A 15,662-nucleotide genomic window follows, 5' to 3' on the forward strand; every position below is an offset into this window, starting at 1 on the left:
ATTATTAAATTTGACTCGCGTTAAAACCAAAAATGGAGCCCAGCAAGCCAGCGGGTTTCTTCTGTTGCGGCATTATCTTCTCGAATGAAGTCGGCGGTATTACCAAAGGACTTCGTCCAGTCAACGCCGACGTAAGGTGCAAATTGCCGGGTTAATTCGTAACGTAATCGCATCCCGATGGCTAGATCAGACAGACCTTTACCACTTTTACGCTCGGCATCATTTTTACCATAGAGGTTCATTTCCAAGCGTGGTTGTAATACTAAACGCTGGGTAAGTAATAATTCGTATTCAGCTTCTAGCGATAAGGCTGTTTGTCCGTCGTTACTGACATAGGCAGTGGCATCAATTTCAAACCAGTAAGGGGCTAATCCTTGGATACCAAAGGCTAACCAGCTCTGATCCGGACCTTCGCCAGTATCATATCTAGCCCCTAATTGTGTATTCCAAAACGTCGTGATGGCATGGTTCCATAATAATTCGGTATTCGATTCCTCTAGTTTACTATCGACAATATCGCCTTCTAATTTGACGACTACACGATCATAATCCCGGCCATACCAAACTTGACCGTCATAGACCCATGAATCTTCATTATTGGTAAATACTCGCTCTAGACGATCGATTAACAGTCCGCCACGGCTATGTTCGTCTGCAAACTTTAACTGGCGTGGACCAGGGAGTGCATAAGCACCAGATTCCAAAGTAAAACCATCTGCATAGGCGTGGGGATCCCGCGCATCAGATGGGGCCGAGCCACCTTGCATTTGCATACTGTGATTACTCATATCAGCCATATTATGTGACGGTTCTGCTTGTGTGCTAAAGGAAATCAGATTCAGCGTCGTTATTGCCATCAAAGTCGTGACGGAATTGAGCGTACGGGGAATTGTATTCATGAAACCACCACTTCACGGAACATGCCCGCATCCATATGGAACATAAGATGACAATGCCAAGCCCAGCGTCCGCGTGCGTCAACAGTAACCAGAAAACTGATACGTTGTGCTGGCTGTACCGGAATGGTATGGCGACGTACCTGGAAACTGCCATCTGGATTTTCGACTTCGCTCCACATACCGTGCAGATGCATAGGGTGCGTCATCATGGTATCGTTGTGTAAAATAATACGTACTCGCTCGCCGTAGTTGAAATGAATAGGCGTTGAACTACCGAATTCTAGCCCGTCTAGAGACCAGGTATAGCGCTCCATATTACCAGTTAGATGGAGTTCAATCTCACGCTCGGCAGTTCGAGGATCCATCGGTCCACCTAAGGTTTTAAGATCAGCTAGGGTTAATACCCGTCGTCCGTTATTACGTAAACCGACACCGGGATCGTCAAGGTTGGTGCGAGGCATATCGACCCGCATATCGACGCTGGGGCCATATTCTGTTTTAGCATGTCGTACCTGCTTACTGGCTGTCGCTAACTTAGCGGTCATATTTGACATGGCCGAGTGGTCCATATTACTCATCATACCGGGCATAGAACTATGATCCATACCGCTCATGCCCCCCATATTATCCACGCTAGAATGCTGCATACCGGACATAGAACCATGATCCATTCCGTTCATTTTATCCATCTTACTCATTGCCCCCATACTGCCCATCATGTCGGTCATGGTCAGTGATTCGGGTTTATCTAATGCTGGAACATCAGTGCTGAGGCCTGCTTGCGTCGTTAAGGTACCGCGAGCATAACCGGTTCTATCCATCGATTGAGCAAACAGGGTATAGGTATCAGCGCTAGGTTCTACGAGTACATCGTAGGTTTCACCTGGCCCAAAGCGAAATTCATCCACGGTGATGGGTTCTACATTGACGCCATCGGCCTGAACTACCGTTAATGCTAGCCCTGGGATCCGCACGTCATAAAAACTGTTACTGGCTCCATTGATAAACCGTAATCGGACCCGCTCACCAGGTTTGAATAATCCAGTCCAGTTACCTGCGGGTGTTGTGCCATTCATGAGATATGTAAGCGTTTGCGCGGAGAGGTCGGCGAGATCAGAGGGACTCATGCGCATTCGATTCCACATCTGGCGTGACTTCACCGCGGCCTGCAGGCCATTTTCGGAGGCGTCTTGGAAAAAGTCGAATACTGTGGGTTGATTAAAATTATAATAATCGCCCTGAGTTTTTAGCTTAGCGAAAACCTGCGAGGGGTTTTCATCAGTCCAGTCTGAAAGTAGAATCACGTGCTCACGATCCGCTTGGATACTATCCTCTGCTGCGGGCTCTATCACGATAGCACCATACATACCGGTCATTTCTTGCATGCCGGAATGGGAGTGATACCAATAGGTACCGCTTTGTTCTACTTTGAACTGATAAGTGAAGGTTTCACCCGGCGCAATGCCAGCAAAGCTGATTCCGGGCACACCATCCATTTGATAAGGCAGGATCATGCCATGCCAGTGAATGGAAGTATGTTCTTTCAAGTGGTTGGTGACTCGTATTGTCACGATATCGCCTTCACGCATATGCAGCGTTGGAGCCGGAATAGAACCGTTGATGGTGGTTGCCATGCGTATTTTTCCGGTGAAATTAACCTGAGACTCCGCGACGACTAGATCAAACTCAGTACCGCTCAGCACTGGGGCGTTTTTCGGTAGGTTATTCAGTCCACTGGCCCTAGCGGGTTGTAACAGGGGATATAAACTAAAAATCACCCCTCCGGCGGCGAGGCCTTTCACGAATTTACGTCGTGGTAAATTAGCTGAATGTAAAGAATGCTTCATATTTACTATGCTCCTTTATTCAAAATTTCCTTGTTATTAATGGTCTATTCTACAAATAGGGTGCTTTCTAGAAGCTGACTAGAAAATGACAATTTTGTCATTATCGATAAATATGGATAAAATAGGGGGAGTAGTGACTCCTCTATTAAGCAGCACCTTGAAGAATACTAGTATAGTTCGGAGATGTTTGATGGCAGAAACGGGGATGCGATCTGATAAAAATAGGGCAATAAAAAACCGCCAGTGAATGAAGTACTCACTGGCGGTTTAATTATAAGTAGGTCTTAGCTAATTAGTTATTATTCTACAGTAACCGCTTTAGCGAGGTTACGTGGTTGATCCACGTCTGTCCCTTTAATCAGTGCAACATGATATGAAAGCAGTTGCATTGGTAATGTGTAGAAGATCGGCGCTGTAATTTCACTTACATGCGGCATCGTGATGATCTTCATGCCTTTTGATTCAACAAAACCAGCGTCAGCATCTGCGAATACATAAAGTAGGCCGCCACGAGCGCGAACTTCTTCAATATTCGATTTTAGTTTTTCTAATAATTCATTGGTTGGTGCGATAACCACAACAGGCATGTCAGCGTCAATGAGCGCTAAAGGACCGTGTTTTAATTCACCCGCTGCATATGCTTCTGCGTGAATGTAAGAGATCTCTTTAAGCTTAAGCGCTGCTTCCATAGCGATAGGGTAGAACTCACCGCGACCAAGAAATAAGGTATGGTGTTTATCAGCGAAATCTTCCGCTAATGCTTCAATCTCTTTATCAAATGACAATGCATTTTCGATTTGTGCTGGCAGTGCATGTAATGCAGTGACGATTTCAGCTTCTTTGGTTGCATCGATAACGTGTTTTTGTTTACCTAATGCAGTTACAAGCATTAATAATGCTGATAATTGTGTCGTGAATGCTTTAGTCGAAGCAACACCAATTTCGGTTCCCGCACGGGTCATAAATGCAAAGTCAGATTCACGCACTAATGAAGAACCGGCCACGTTACAAATGGTCATTACAGCCATGTAACCTTTTTCTTTCGCCAAACGCATTGCTGCTAACGTATCCGCGGTTTCACCTGATTGGGATAACGTGATCAATAGGCTATTCGGACGCGTTACAAATTTACGGTAGCGGAATTCAGATGCAATTTCGACATCACAACTTACACTTGCTAACGATTCAAACCAATAACGGGCTGTCATACCTGCGTTGTAAGACGTACCACAAGCGATGATCTGAATGTGTTCAACTTTCGCTAAAATCTCAGCCGCGTTAACGCCGATACTTTCTGTAATAACGCTGTTAGCTGTAAGGCGACCTTCCATTGTATTTGTCAGCGCTACAGGTTGTTCGAAGATCTCTTTTTGCATGAAATGGCGGAATTTACCTTTATCAGCAGCGTCATGCTCTGCATTCGATTCAGTTACTTCACGTGTTACTGGATTACCATCAATATCAAATACAGACACATCTCGACGCGTAACTTCAGCCACATCACCTTCTTCAAGGTACATGAAACGGCGAGTAACATTAAGCAGTGCAAGTTGGTCGGATGCTAAGAAGTTTTCGCCTACACCTAAACCTATCACAATTGGGCTGCCTGAACGTGCCACAATTAATTTACCTGGTTCGAGACGGTTTAGTACTACAGTACCGTATGCACCGTCTAATTGAGCTGCTGTTTTTTGAACGGCATCAAGTAGGCTATCTGTTGAACGTAACTCCCATTCAACAAGATGCGCAATGACTTCAGTGTCTGTTTGAGATTGGAAAATATAACCACGTTGTTGTAATAATTCACGCAACATCTCATGATTCTCAATAATACCATTATGTACTACTGCAATATCACCTGATACGTGTGGATGTGCATTTGCTTGTGAAGGTTCACCATGTGTTGCCCAACGTGTATGGGCGATACCAGTACCGCCAACAGGCTGTTCAGTGTCAACGGCATTTGCTAGCTCTTGCACTTTACCTAGGCTACGTACACGCTGCAGATTATTGTCTTGATCAACAATCGCAACACCTGCAGAGTCATAACCGCGGTATTCTAAACGACGTAAACCTTCAACTAAAATTTCAGCGATATCTCTTTGCGCTACTGCACCAACAATGCCACACATGGTCTTCTCCTAAATGTATAAACTTTTTAAACAAGTAATAACCACGTGATAGTTCTGTCTATCGATCCGTGACGACGTTCGTCCTTATACAACTTGTTTTAATGATTTTGAAAGCGAAACTTTTATCATTAAAGTATTCAATCGTAACTTAACATTGAATGTATTAGTTACGTTTCATTTAAATATAGTGCGTAATAGTAATTTATCTAGTTTCACTTACCCACTACACCGCTTGATTTAGCAATGAATACCAATTAAGTTTCGTAGTTGCGCTATATTAGTTTCGTTTGTTTCGTTTGTCTATCTAAAGTTGTCAGTAATAGGTGATTTAAAACAAAACAATGAAACAAAGCTAATGAATTAAGAAAAAAAGTAGCATGCTAAGAATGGCTGTCAGTAAGGTATTACGCGTAATAAGAATGAGTAATACCGCAAAAATGGCACCAATCAGGTAACTGTTATCCAAATTTAGGTGCAAGGTATTGTCTTGGATAAATACAATCGGCGCTAAAATAGCGGTGAGTACGGCTGGGGCTGAATAACTTAAAAACTTCACTACACTGGCGCTAAGACGCAATGGCAGCTTAGGTTCAATGAAAATATAGCGACTAATGAAGATGATGACTGTCATAAGTATGATGGTAAGCCAGATCATAAGCCGTCTCCTGGTCTGGTTAATATGGTTTTATTAGGATGCGTTTCATGGGTTAATTTGGCTGTCAACATACCTGCGCTCATACCAGATAAGGCCGCAATTAATAATCCACCGGGTATATGAAACAGTTCGCAAAGTACCGCGGTCACTAAAGACACTAATACACTGACTAAAATTGAGGGCGTCTTAATGGAAGGGACGACTAAAGCAATGAAGGTTGCAGCAATGGCGAAGTCTAAACCGAGTTCATCTAAATTGGGGATCCGTTTACCAGCAAAAATACCGACCGCAGAAGCAATATTCCAAATAAGATAAAAACTAAAGCCACCCCCAAATGCAAACCAGCGATCAAATTTATGCTGTTTGGTTTCACTGCATATGGCAAACAATTCATCGGTGAGCAAAAAGCCTAATGTTAGTCGCCAGCGTAAAGGTAGGGGACTCATTTGATGACGCATGGCCATACCATATAAAAAGTGGCGAGAGGTAATGAGTAGGGTAGTTAATAGTATACTCGCCAGTCCAACCCCTGATTTGATCATCCCTACCGCAACAAGTTGTGCTGCGCCTGCAAACACAATAGCTGACATTGCTTGGCTTTGAATGACATCTAACCCTGCTTCAATGGCATAAGAGCCTGCCAAAATACCCCAAGGGATCACCGCAATACTTAATGGCATTGCCGCCGCCGCGCCTTTTAATGCTGATTTAAGTTTAGATGGTGGCACTTGTTCTGAGTCGGATTGTTGAGCCTGCATCGCGTTATCCTTGTGATGGCGGTGGTGCACTGTATTTGAGAATATCAAAAATACTGGAGGTAATAAAAAACCCAGCGAACTGGGTTTTTAATCGTCATATCTACGAAGATATATTACTTATGATTTATCAGCAATCAATTAGTGCTGCGCTTTGTGCTCGCCGCTGCCAAAGTGCCAATCATAGTGGAAGCTTTGACTTGCATCTTGATCTTTACGACGGTAAGTGTGGCCACCAAAGTAGTCACGCATTGCTTGAATAAGGCTTGCTGATGAATCTGCTTCACGGTAGCAATCGTAGTAGCTCATTGCTGCGCTAATTGAAGGCATTGGCATACCTTGCATGATTGCTTTCGCTAATACTTCACGCCATGCCATTTGGCTTTCAGCTAAAGTGTTAGTGAAACGGTCTGCTAACATTAGGTTTAACAGTTCAGGTTCAGCTTGGTAAGCTTTAGAGATATCATCTAAGAAGTGAGCGCGGATCACGCAACCTGCACGCCATATTTTTGCAATTGCAACGTAATCAAGCGTCCAGTTATGTTCTTTTTGTGCTGCAGACATCAATTCAAAACCTTGTGCGTAGCTACAGATTTTTGAACAATAGAGTGCGTCAGCCAGTTTTTCTAACCACACGTTTCGATCTTCGAGCGTTACTGTTGGACCTGCAAGCTTCGTCGCGCCAACCTGACGGATAGATTTTTGTGTACTTAGGCAACGGGCAAATACAGATTCTGCAATTGCGTTTGCTGGCACGCCTAGCTCGAGAGCTTCACGAGCGGTCCAGTTACCCGTTCCTTTTTGGCCTGCTTGATCCATGATCACGTCAACCATAGGTTTACCTGTTGCTTCATCAACAACTTTTAGGATGTTACCTGTGATCTCGATTAGGTAGCTTTGTAATTTACCTTTGTTCCATTCACTGAATACTTCGCCAACTTCAACGGCTGACATACCTAAGATTTGACGCATGAATTGTACAATTTCAGCAATCATTTGCATATCTGCGTATTCGATACCGTTATGTACCATTTTAACAAAATGGCCAGAACCGATTGGACCGATATATTCGGCACAAGGTTCACCTTCTGGTAGTGGCTGATCTACGTGTGTACGTGCAATTTCAACACCTGTGATAGGATCTACTTTCGCAGACATTGCTTGCCACATAGGTTTTAGCCATTCCCAAGCTGCTTTGTCGCCACTAGGCATTAACGATGGACCAAAACGAGCACCCACTTCACCGCCAGAAATAGCACAAGTGAAGAAGCTAAACTTACCAGCGTAAGTATCTGCACGAGCAATAGAATCACGCCATTGGCTATTACCTGTATCAACAACAATGTCGTTTGCTTCTAAGCCTGCCGCAATTAAATCATTGCAAATAATATCAACAACAGGACCAGCTGGAACAGAAAGCACGATTCGACGTGGTGTTTCAAGTTGGTTAATTAGCTCTGTAAGATCGGCAACCGCAATTAATTTTGCTGCTGTTAGAGGTTGATGACGCTTAACGATGTCAGTACGACGGCTTTCGTTAATGTCAAAAGCTGCAACGGAAAATCCACGTTCAGCTAAGTTTAATGCCATGTTGGCACCCATTACGCCTAAACCTATTACTGCAATATCAATATTTTTATTCATCTGGTCCGTGCCTTAGCAAGTCATGAAGGTGAGAATTGGGCTAATGCCTTGTCGTTTAAGGCATGATATAGAAAGTAGAAAAAGATACAATATGAACACTACTGTTATTTACTTTTTTCATTTAAATCGCTATTTTTTGATGAGCTAATTTTAAATCATTAAAATCTATATGGTTAATCTGATTGTCGAGATGAGATCTGTCTCACATAATCATTGTTAGTTTGAATTTAAGCCTGTGCCTTTCCTGTTCAGTTATACAAGTTTAACTAAAATTATTTACAGTTATGTTAAAAGTTATACAGATTTTCTGGTTTAAAGTTAATAGGAAACTTTACTTACCCCTAATTATATATAAGTGTAATATAGGTAAGTATTTTATAAATAAGGATATTAGGTGTATGAGTTCCAACAGTCGTAAGTCTGGTCGCGTGACCTTACAAGATGTTGCTAATAAAGTTGGTGTTACAAAAATTACTGTTTCAAGAGCGATCCGTACACCCGAGAAAGTGTCTGAATCATTACGCTTGACGATCCACAAAGCCATTGAACAAATGGGATATGTGCCAAATCGTGCAGCTAGCATGTTAAGCACTAAGCAAAGTAAAACCATTGTATTGATTGTCCCTTCCTTATCTAACGGTGTATTTTCTGATGTAGTACGCGGTATTAATGATGTGATGCTAAATGAAGGCTTTCAGATCTTACTGGGTCACTCTGGCTATTCTCTATTAGAAGAAGAACGTTTAATCGAAACCTATTTACAGTTTGGTATCGATGGCATCATTATTTCTGGTACGCATCACACTGAACGCAGTAATCGTTTATTACGTAAATCAAACTTACCGGTTGTTGAGATCATGGAATGCAATGATAACGCGATTGATATGTCAGTGGGTTTAGATCATGCCCTAGCGGGTTATAAGATCACCGAGCATCTAATCGGTAAAGGTTATAAAAATATCGGTTTTGCCGGTGCGCGAATGGATTTACGTGCACAGTTGCGTTTAGATGGTTGGCGTAAAGCAATTTGGGAAACAGAATTGAGCGATAAGCGTGTGGTGACCAGTACCTATGCTTCGACTTACCAAATGGGTGCTGATATGTTGACTGAGTTATTAGGTGAATGGCCTGATACTGACTGCATCTTCTTCTGTAATGACGATTTGGCTGCAGGGGCACTATTTGAGTGTCAACGTCGAAATCTGAAAGTACCGAAAGATATTGCTTTAGTTGGTTTTAACGATCTTGATATTTGTTCTGCGACAAATCCAAAGTTAACGTCGGTATCTATCCCTCGTTTTGATATAGGTGAGCAAGCGGCTAAATTGTTACTTAAAAAAATCAATGATGAACCGATTGAAAATAAGCATTTAGATCTCGGTTTTATTATTTCTGAGCGTGCTAGCACCTAAGTCACACTGATAATGCTTGTGTTTTATTGTGTTAACGGTAACATTGCGTTAGTTGATTTAGAGTGATGTTAAGAAGTAAAGAATATGATAGGCAGAAGTATTATAGTCATGGGCGTTTCTGGTAGCGGAAAGTCTACGATAGGATTAAAAATTGCACAGCAGCTCGGTGCTAAATTTATTGATGGTGATGACCTACATCCTAAAGTAAATATTTTAAAAATGGCTGCTGGCCAACCGTTAAATGATGCAGACCGTACGCCTTGGTTAGAACGTGTTCGTGATGCATGTTTTAGCATTGAACAAAAAAATGAAACAGGCGTTATCGTTTGCTCTGCATTACGTAAAAATTATCGAGATCAAATTCGAGATGGTAATAAATCCGTAACTTTTATCTACTTAGATGGTAGTTTTGATTTGATTTTAGCACGGTTGAAAGCGCGAGCAGGGCACTTCTTTAGTGGAGATGACATGTTAAAAAGCCAGTTTAATACTTTAGAGTTACCACTTAAGGATGAAAAAGACGTACTTTCTGTTCCTATTGATGGTACAATTGACGACATCGTAAGCCTCAGTATTACTGCTTTAACGCGCTACTAGTATTACGATGTTGGATTGATGTTTTATAGGGTTCATAAAATATCAGCATATCCAAAAACCATAAAATGGTCATATTTTAATCAAAATATGACCGTTTTTTTTATCTCGATTTTTATATTTCAAATGAAAATTAAAAGTTGATCATATGTAACAATAGTGACTTAAAAGTTGAAATCATCCGGTTATTTTATATAAAAATGTGATGTTAACCCTAGGGTTTAGCTGTTTGTAATAGTAAGATTACCTCAACAGTTACCGGTAACACGGTTGGGTAACATCATTATCGGGTTTGTCAGAAACAAGGATACCGCTACTAATGAAAACCATTTCTAAAACAATTCTTGCAGCATCAGTTGCAACTATGATGAGTGCATCAGCATTCGCTGCTGAATTTAACTTCAAATTTCAATCATCTGATCCATCGGGTGAGAAAAACTTCCAAGTGCAACAAGCATGGGCTGACCAATTAGAAAAAGATTCTAACGGTCGTATCGATGTGACAATGTTACCAGTAGGTGCCGTAATTAAGCATACAGAAACACTTGATGGTATTAAGTTTGGTGTTTTACAAGGCCACATTACAGCAACAAGTTTCTTTGCTGGTAAGGATCCCGCATTTGGTTTAATGGGTAACACAGTTGGTGCTTGGTCTGATCCAATACAACTACTGGATTACATGTATAACGGCGGCGGTAACGAGCTAATGCGTGAAATCTACAAACCTTATGGTATTTACTATATTGGCGCATCAGCAACGGGTCTTGAAGCGTTTGTTTCTAAAGTACCACTTAATGGTGTTGCAGATCTTAAAGGTCTTAAATTACGTGCACCAGAAGGTCTAGTGCAACAAGTATTTGCAGCTGCAGGCGCTTCACCAGTTAATTTACCAGGTTCAGAAGTATTTACAGGTTTAAGTAAAGGCGTTATTGATGCCGCTGATTACACGGTATTCTCAACGAATCATAAAGCGGGTCTAAATGATATCGCACCACATCCTGTATATCCTGGTTTTCATTCTTTACCTGCAATTGAAGTATCAATCAGTGCCAAATCGTGGAATAAACTGCCTGCTGACTTACAAAAACTAATGCAAGATTCAGTTAAAACATTTGCTTACACTATGGTTGATACTCTGAAAAAAGCAGATGCGGAAGCGGTTGCAGACGCAATGAAAAATCCAAACATCACCATACATGACTGGCCTGTAGAAGAACGTAAAAAATTCCGTACTATTGCGCGTAGCCAATGGGAAATTTACGCAAAACGTTCTCCAAACGCACAAAAAGTATATGACTCTATAACAACATACTTAAAAGCGAAAAACTTACTGTAATTTAAGTAATCGATATATATGAAGGCTGCTTCGCAGCCTTTTTTCCACTTAGAAGATAAAAAATCAATGAGTAATCCAGAAGAACTGCAACCAAAAAATCGTCTCGATTCAGGCATTATATGGACAGGTAATGTATTAAGTATCTTGTTTCTGTTTACGGTATTAATATCGTTTTATGAAGTGCTTATGCGCTACGTATTCAATGCGCCAACAATTTGGGTTCATGAAACAGCTTCCTTCGTTGGTGGGTCATTATTTGTGATCGGTGGTGCTTATGGATTAGCAGCAGATAAACACGTACGCGTTGTGCTTATTTATGATCATGTATCGGAGCGTGTAAAGCAGTACTTGAATGTATTCCACCATATTATGGGTTTGTTGTTTACGGTATTACTTTCTTATGCCGCTTATACCATGGTGGAAAGCGCCTGGTATGCACCTTGGGGTGAAATGCGTTTAGAGACATCTGGTTCAGCTTGGGATCCTGTATTTCCTGCGCTACTTAAAGCGTTAATTTTTGGCACTTTATGCTTAATGTCAGTTCAATTTGTGTTGCACCTCATTCAAGAAGTCCACGGTTTAATTAAGAAGAAAAAATAATATGTTTGATCTTTCATCTATTGGTATTGGTTACGGCAGTTTATTAATGCTGGTGCTTATGATTGGCCTGTTGTTAACAGGTATGCAGTTAGCATTTGTTACTGGTTTAGTTGCGGTTATATTTACATTCGGTTGGTTTGGGCCAGAGGTTTTACCGCTCATTACCAGTCGGATTTATAGTTTTGTTAGTGGGTACGTATTTTTAGCCGTGCCTATGTTTGTATTGATGGCTGCCTTGCTTGATCGTTCTGGTATTGCGCGTGATTTGTTCGATGCAATGAAAAAAGTCGGCCGTAACGTCCGTGGTGGTGTTGCAGTTCAAACACTATTAGTAGCGGTATTACTGGCGTCAATGTCGGGTGTGATTGGCGGTGAAACAGTACTACTTGGTATTCTTGCATTACCACAAATGCTGCGCCTTGGTTATGATCGTAAATTAGCGATCGGTACAACCTGTGCAGGTGGTGCGTTAGGTACTATGTTACCACCAAGTATTGTATTGATTATTTATGGTCTAACGGCCAGTGTATCAATTGGCGATCTGTTTAAAGCGTCATTTTTACCTGCCGCGATATTAGCGTTACTGTATATTTTGTATGTATTAATTCGTTGTCACTTAAACCCGTCATTAGCACCATTACCGACAGCCGAAGAATTAGCTGAAGATGCAGCGAAAGATATTAACTTCAAAAAAGCATTATTATTCCCAATGTTATCTGTGGGTGTTGTTCTGGGTAGTATTTACACTGGTGTTGCGTCAATTACTGAAGCATCTGCACTCGGTGTTGTAGGTATTGCGATCAGCGCAGCAATCCGTGGTGAACTTAACTGGAACATGTTAAAAGAGAGCTCGATTGCGACTTTGCGTACTTGTGGCATGATCATCTGGATCGGTATTGGTGCGAGCGCATTAGTTGGTGTTTACAATCTAATGGGCGGTATTGATTTTGTAAGTGAAGGTATTCTCGCTATGAGTGGCGGTAGCCCAATGGGTACTATCCTCATAATGATGGCGGTATTGTTTGTATTAGGCATGTTCCTTGATTGGGTTGGTGTTGCACTGTTAACGATGCCAATTTTTGTTCCGATTGTGGTTGGGTTAGGTTTTGATCCTATTTGGTTTGGTGTGGTGTTCTGTATGAATATGCAGGTTTCATTCTTATCTCCACCATTTGGTCCTGCTGCTTTCTACCTTAAGTCGGTAGCACCAAAAGACATCAGCTTAGGTGAGATTTTCAGTGCGCTTGTACCGTTTATCTGTTTACAAGTGGTAGCTTTAGCACTACTTATCATCTTCCCAGAATTGGCATTATGGTGGAGATAGCCTCTCCGTATAGTAAGGCATAAATTTGTAAAAAAGCCCGATGTTAGCAATAACATCGGGCTTTTTTACAAATAAATTACTTGTTTCTTGTACCCTTTCTTTATATATCTATCTAGCCTTAACGTAGAATGTTCAATATTTATCCATTTAGTGTTATTTAAATATGTTATTTAAATGTGCATTATGTATTCATATGTCAGGAAATGTAAGCGAGTGTAATTTCCGTGTGTAAAATGTGAGCTATTCTGGGGCTTAAATCTTAATTATGTAACGTATTGTAACTTACCATAACCAATTGGCAATACCCCCCCAGTCTAATTACATTAATCGCTTGACAATAACGAATTAAATAATCGTGTTATGTATAACTGCTCCTGAATAATGGAAAATAACGGAAGGCTTTAGCTATGATTACATTTGTCACCCCACAGCATGCACTGGTAATTAGTGTTACCGGTAAGGCAACGTTTAGGTTGGAACTGAATGAGGAGTTGTTAGCTGATGGGCATGCTATACCTGCTGGCGGTAAAATTGACATAACGCCTGGAACCGAGATTGTTTTGCAATACGCAGATGGCTCGACTGCTATTATCAATGAACATTATTCAGAGGCTAAGGTTTCTGCACCTAATGACTCGGCTGATTTAGCAAACAAACAAATAGATGATGAAACATTAAAAGAAATTGAGGCTATTCAAGCACTCATTAAATCGGATGCTGAATTCATCGACCCTGTTAGTACTGCTGCAGGTAATGTGAGTGATGGAGGACGTTCTTCTGCGGTATCTTTAGAGCGAAGTGCGTCGGAAACATTAGCTGATGTCGAATTTAATACCACTGCATTTTCTAGTGTGAATGGGGATGACTTTGAAAGCGATGATTCCAGAGATGAAGGGGTTTCAGCTAATCAACTTCCTGCATTAACGGTAACATTAGGTAACGATACCGCGGTTAATGATCTAATCACCAGTGATGGAGCTCTCGTTATTGGTGGCAAGCTAGATGGCGCCACGATTGAATATAGTATTAATGGTGTCGATTGGAGTAATACTTTTGTTCCTGTTGAAGGTAATAATACGGTTTATGTTCGACAGGTTGATGGCTTTGGGGGCGAATCTTTAACGACGTCTTTATCATTTGAACTTGACACTCAAATATCACCTCCAGTAGTCGTATTAGCAAACGATAGCGCTAACAGCAGTGACTTGATTTCAAGTGACGGTACGTTAAATGTGTCCGGTATTGAAAATGGCGCAACAGTTGAATACAGCGTTGACGGTGGTACAACTTGGACTAACAGCTTTAGCCCGGTTGAAGGTGTTAATACAGTGTCAGTTCGTCAAACTGACGTGGCGGGTAATGTCTCTAATAGCAGTGACTTAACCTTCACATTAGACACTCAGATCACAGTACCTATAGTTATATTAACTAACGATACCGCTAACGGTAATGATTTAATTTCAAGTGATGGCATATTAGATGTGTCAGACATTGAAAGCGGAGCAACAGTTGAATACAGCGTTAATGGCGGAGATTGGTCGACAGAATATACACCTGTAGAAGGTAATAATAGTGTCGTTGTTCGTCAAACGGATATAGCTGGTAATAGCAGCCAAAGTGCTCCTCTTGAATTTATTTTAGACACTAATGCAACAGACGCCCCGACAATAACCTTTGAATCAACCGGTGATGACGCAATTTATAACGCAGCAGAAGTGGGGGGCGATGGAACTATCACCGCCACTATCACTGTTCCTGATGATGCGGTTGTTGGCGATATTTTAACTTATACCGTTGATGGTGCAGCTCCTATTTCGGTTGAATTGACTGAAGTAAATATCGCGACAGGCATCAGCGTTGAAGTGACGCCAGGCGATACGGTAACCGCGACGATAACTGATGTTGCAGGTAATACCTCAGCATCTGCTGATGCTATTGCTGCTGGTGCAGATTTACAAGCCGACGCAGGCATTGTTACGATAGCGACCGTTGCAGGCGATGACGTGATCAACGCAGTAGAAGCAGGCGCAGCAACGATAGCGGTGAGCGGTACAGCGACTGGCGGTGATATTAGCACTGGCGATACAGTTACAGTGACGGTTAACGGTCAAGATTACACAACAACAGTGGATGGTTCAGGTAACTACACGGTTGATGTAAATACTTCAGATTTACAAGCGGACAATACCATTGATGCAAGCGTGGCTTCATCAGATACGGCGGGTAATACTGTTGTCAGTAACGCTGCTGAACATGCGATCTCATTCGATACAAGTGCCGATGCTGGTACGGTAACAATAGCAACGGTTGCTGGCGATGACGTGATTAACGCAGTAGAAGCTGGCGCGACAACGATAGCGGTGAGCGGTACTGCGACTGGTGGTGATATCACTGCTGGCGATACGGTAACTGTGACGGTGAACGGTCAAGATTACACAACAATAGTGGACGGTTCAGGTAACTA

Annotated in this window: 12 protein-coding genes; 6 read left to right on the forward strand and 6 right to left on the reverse strand. The window is 41.8% G+C overall.

All coding sequences use genetic code 11. The annotated features are described in order from the left end of the window. Positions 1 to 20 precede the first annotated feature (20 nt). The 6 genes from AKG98_RS02205 to gndA all read right to left on the reverse strand — a co-directional run bounded on the left by AKG98_RS02205 (position 21) and on the right by gndA (position 7,932). Positions 21 to 899: a copper resistance protein B gene (locus tag AKG98_RS02205; RefSeq protein WP_067040662.1), complete on the reverse strand. Its 879-nt coding sequence runs from the start codon at positions 897 to 899 to the stop codon at positions 21 to 23. Then, complete coding sequence (locus AKG98_RS02210) at positions 896 to 2,746, reverse strand: copper resistance system multicopper oxidase (protein WP_067040664.1); 1,851 nt, start codon at positions 2,744 to 2,746, stop codon at positions 896 to 898. Before AKG98_RS02210 ends, AKG98_RS02205 begins: the two co-directional genes overlap by 4 nt. A gap of 299 nt (positions 2,747 to 3,045) precedes the next feature. Beyond that, a complete protein-coding gene (gene glmS, locus AKG98_RS02215; protein WP_067040666.1) occupies positions 3,046 to 4,878 on the reverse strand; it encodes a glutamine--fructose-6-phosphate transaminase (isomerizing) in 1,833 nt (610 codons plus the stop codon). Positions 4,879 to 5,230: 352 nt separating this feature from the next. Next, positions 5,231 to 5,533 (reverse strand): AzlD domain-containing protein, encoded by a 303-nt coding sequence (locus AKG98_RS02220; RefSeq protein ID WP_067040668.1) that lies wholly within the window; start codon positions 5,531 to 5,533, stop codon positions 5,231 to 5,233. Further along, a complete protein-coding gene (locus AKG98_RS02225) occupies positions 5,530 to 6,291 on the reverse strand; it encodes an AzlC family ABC transporter permease (RefSeq protein ID WP_067040670.1) in 762 nt (253 codons plus the stop codon). Before AKG98_RS02225 ends, AKG98_RS02220 begins: the two co-directional genes overlap by 4 nt. A 138-nt stretch (positions 6,292 to 6,429) precedes the next feature. Further along, positions 6,430 to 7,932: an NADP-dependent phosphogluconate dehydrogenase gene (gene gndA / locus AKG98_RS02230; RefSeq protein WP_067040673.1), complete on the reverse strand. Its 1,503-nt coding sequence runs from the start codon at positions 7,930 to 7,932 to the stop codon at positions 6,430 to 6,432. 398 nt (positions 7,933 to 8,330) lie between these two features. On the opposite strand from gndA, the gene AKG98_RS02235 reads away from it, so the two are divergent. From AKG98_RS02235 to AKG98_RS02260, 6 genes are all read left to right on the forward strand, one after another. Further along, positions 8,331 to 9,344, forward strand: a complete 1,014-nt coding sequence (locus tag AKG98_RS02235; protein WP_067040676.1) for a LacI family DNA-binding transcriptional regulator — start codon at positions 8,331 to 8,333, stop codon at positions 9,342 to 9,344. Positions 9,345 to 9,428: 84 nt separating this feature from the next. Beyond that, positions 9,429 to 9,941 (forward strand): gluconokinase, encoded by a 513-nt coding sequence (locus tag AKG98_RS02240; RefSeq protein WP_067040679.1) that lies wholly within the window; start codon positions 9,429 to 9,431, stop codon positions 9,939 to 9,941. A gap of 316 nt (positions 9,942 to 10,257) precedes the next feature. Next, positions 10,258 to 11,274, forward strand: coding sequence for a TRAP transporter substrate-binding protein (locus tag AKG98_RS02245; protein WP_067040682.1), 1,017 nt, complete (start codon positions 10,258 to 10,260; stop codon positions 11,272 to 11,274). A gap of 18 nt (positions 11,275 to 11,292) precedes the next feature. Continuing rightward, a complete protein-coding gene (locus AKG98_RS02250) occupies positions 11,293 to 11,874 on the forward strand; it encodes a TRAP transporter small permease subunit (RefSeq protein WP_067040685.1) in 582 nt (193 codons plus the stop codon). A gap of 1 nt (position 11,875) precedes the next feature. Then, on the forward strand, positions 11,876 to 13,198 hold the full coding sequence (locus AKG98_RS02255; RefSeq protein WP_067040688.1) for a TRAP transporter large permease subunit: 1,323 nt from the start codon (positions 11,876 to 11,878) through the stop codon (positions 13,196 to 13,198). A 407-nt stretch (positions 13,199 to 13,605) separates the two neighbouring features. Beyond that, positions 13,606 to 15,662, forward strand: a 2,057-nt coding sequence (locus AKG98_RS02260) for an Ig-like domain-containing protein (RefSeq protein ID WP_157534054.1), incomplete at its 3' end; no start/stop codon positions are given.

Origin of the sequence: Moritella sp. JT01 (assembly GCF_001574435.1) — a bacterium.
GTDB lineage: Bacteria > Pseudomonadota > Gammaproteobacteria > Enterobacterales > Moritellaceae > Moritella.

Coding starts and splice junctions, on each gene's coding strand:
- gndA (WP_067040673.1), bottom strand. CDS start 7,932: ATGAATAAAAATATTGATATTGCAGTAATAGGTTTAGGCGTAATGGGT.
- AKG98_RS02225 (WP_067040670.1), bottom strand. CDS start 6,291: ATGCAGGCTCAACAATCCGACTCAGAACAAGTGCCACCATCTAAACTT.
- AKG98_RS02220 (WP_067040668.1), bottom strand. CDS start 5,533: ATGATCTGGCTTACCATCATACTTATGACAGTCATCATCTTCATTAGT.
- AKG98_RS02205 (WP_067040662.1), bottom strand. CDS start 899: ATGAATACAATTCCCCGTACGCTCAATTCCGTCACGACTTTGATGGCA.
- AKG98_RS02245 (WP_067040682.1), top strand. CDS start 10,258: ATGAAAACCATTTCTAAAACAATTCTTGCAGCATCAGTTGCAACTATG.
- glmS (WP_067040666.1), bottom strand. CDS start 4,878: ATGTGTGGCATTGTTGGTGCAGTAGCGCAAAGAGATATCGCTGAAATT.
- AKG98_RS02240 (WP_067040679.1), top strand. CDS start 9,429: ATGATAGGCAGAAGTATTATAGTCATGGGCGTTTCTGGTAGCGGAAAG.
- AKG98_RS02255 (WP_067040688.1), top strand. CDS start 11,876: ATGTTTGATCTTTCATCTATTGGTATTGGTTACGGCAGTTTATTAATG.
- AKG98_RS02250 (WP_067040685.1), top strand. CDS start 11,293: ATGAAGGCTGCTTCGCAGCCTTTTTTCCACTTAGAAGATAAAAAATCA.
- AKG98_RS02235 (WP_067040676.1), top strand. CDS start 8,331: ATGAGTTCCAACAGTCGTAAGTCTGGTCGCGTGACCTTACAAGATGTT.
- AKG98_RS02210 (WP_067040664.1), bottom strand. CDS start 2,746: ATGAAGCATTCTTTACATTCAGCTAATTTACCACGACGTAAATTCGTG.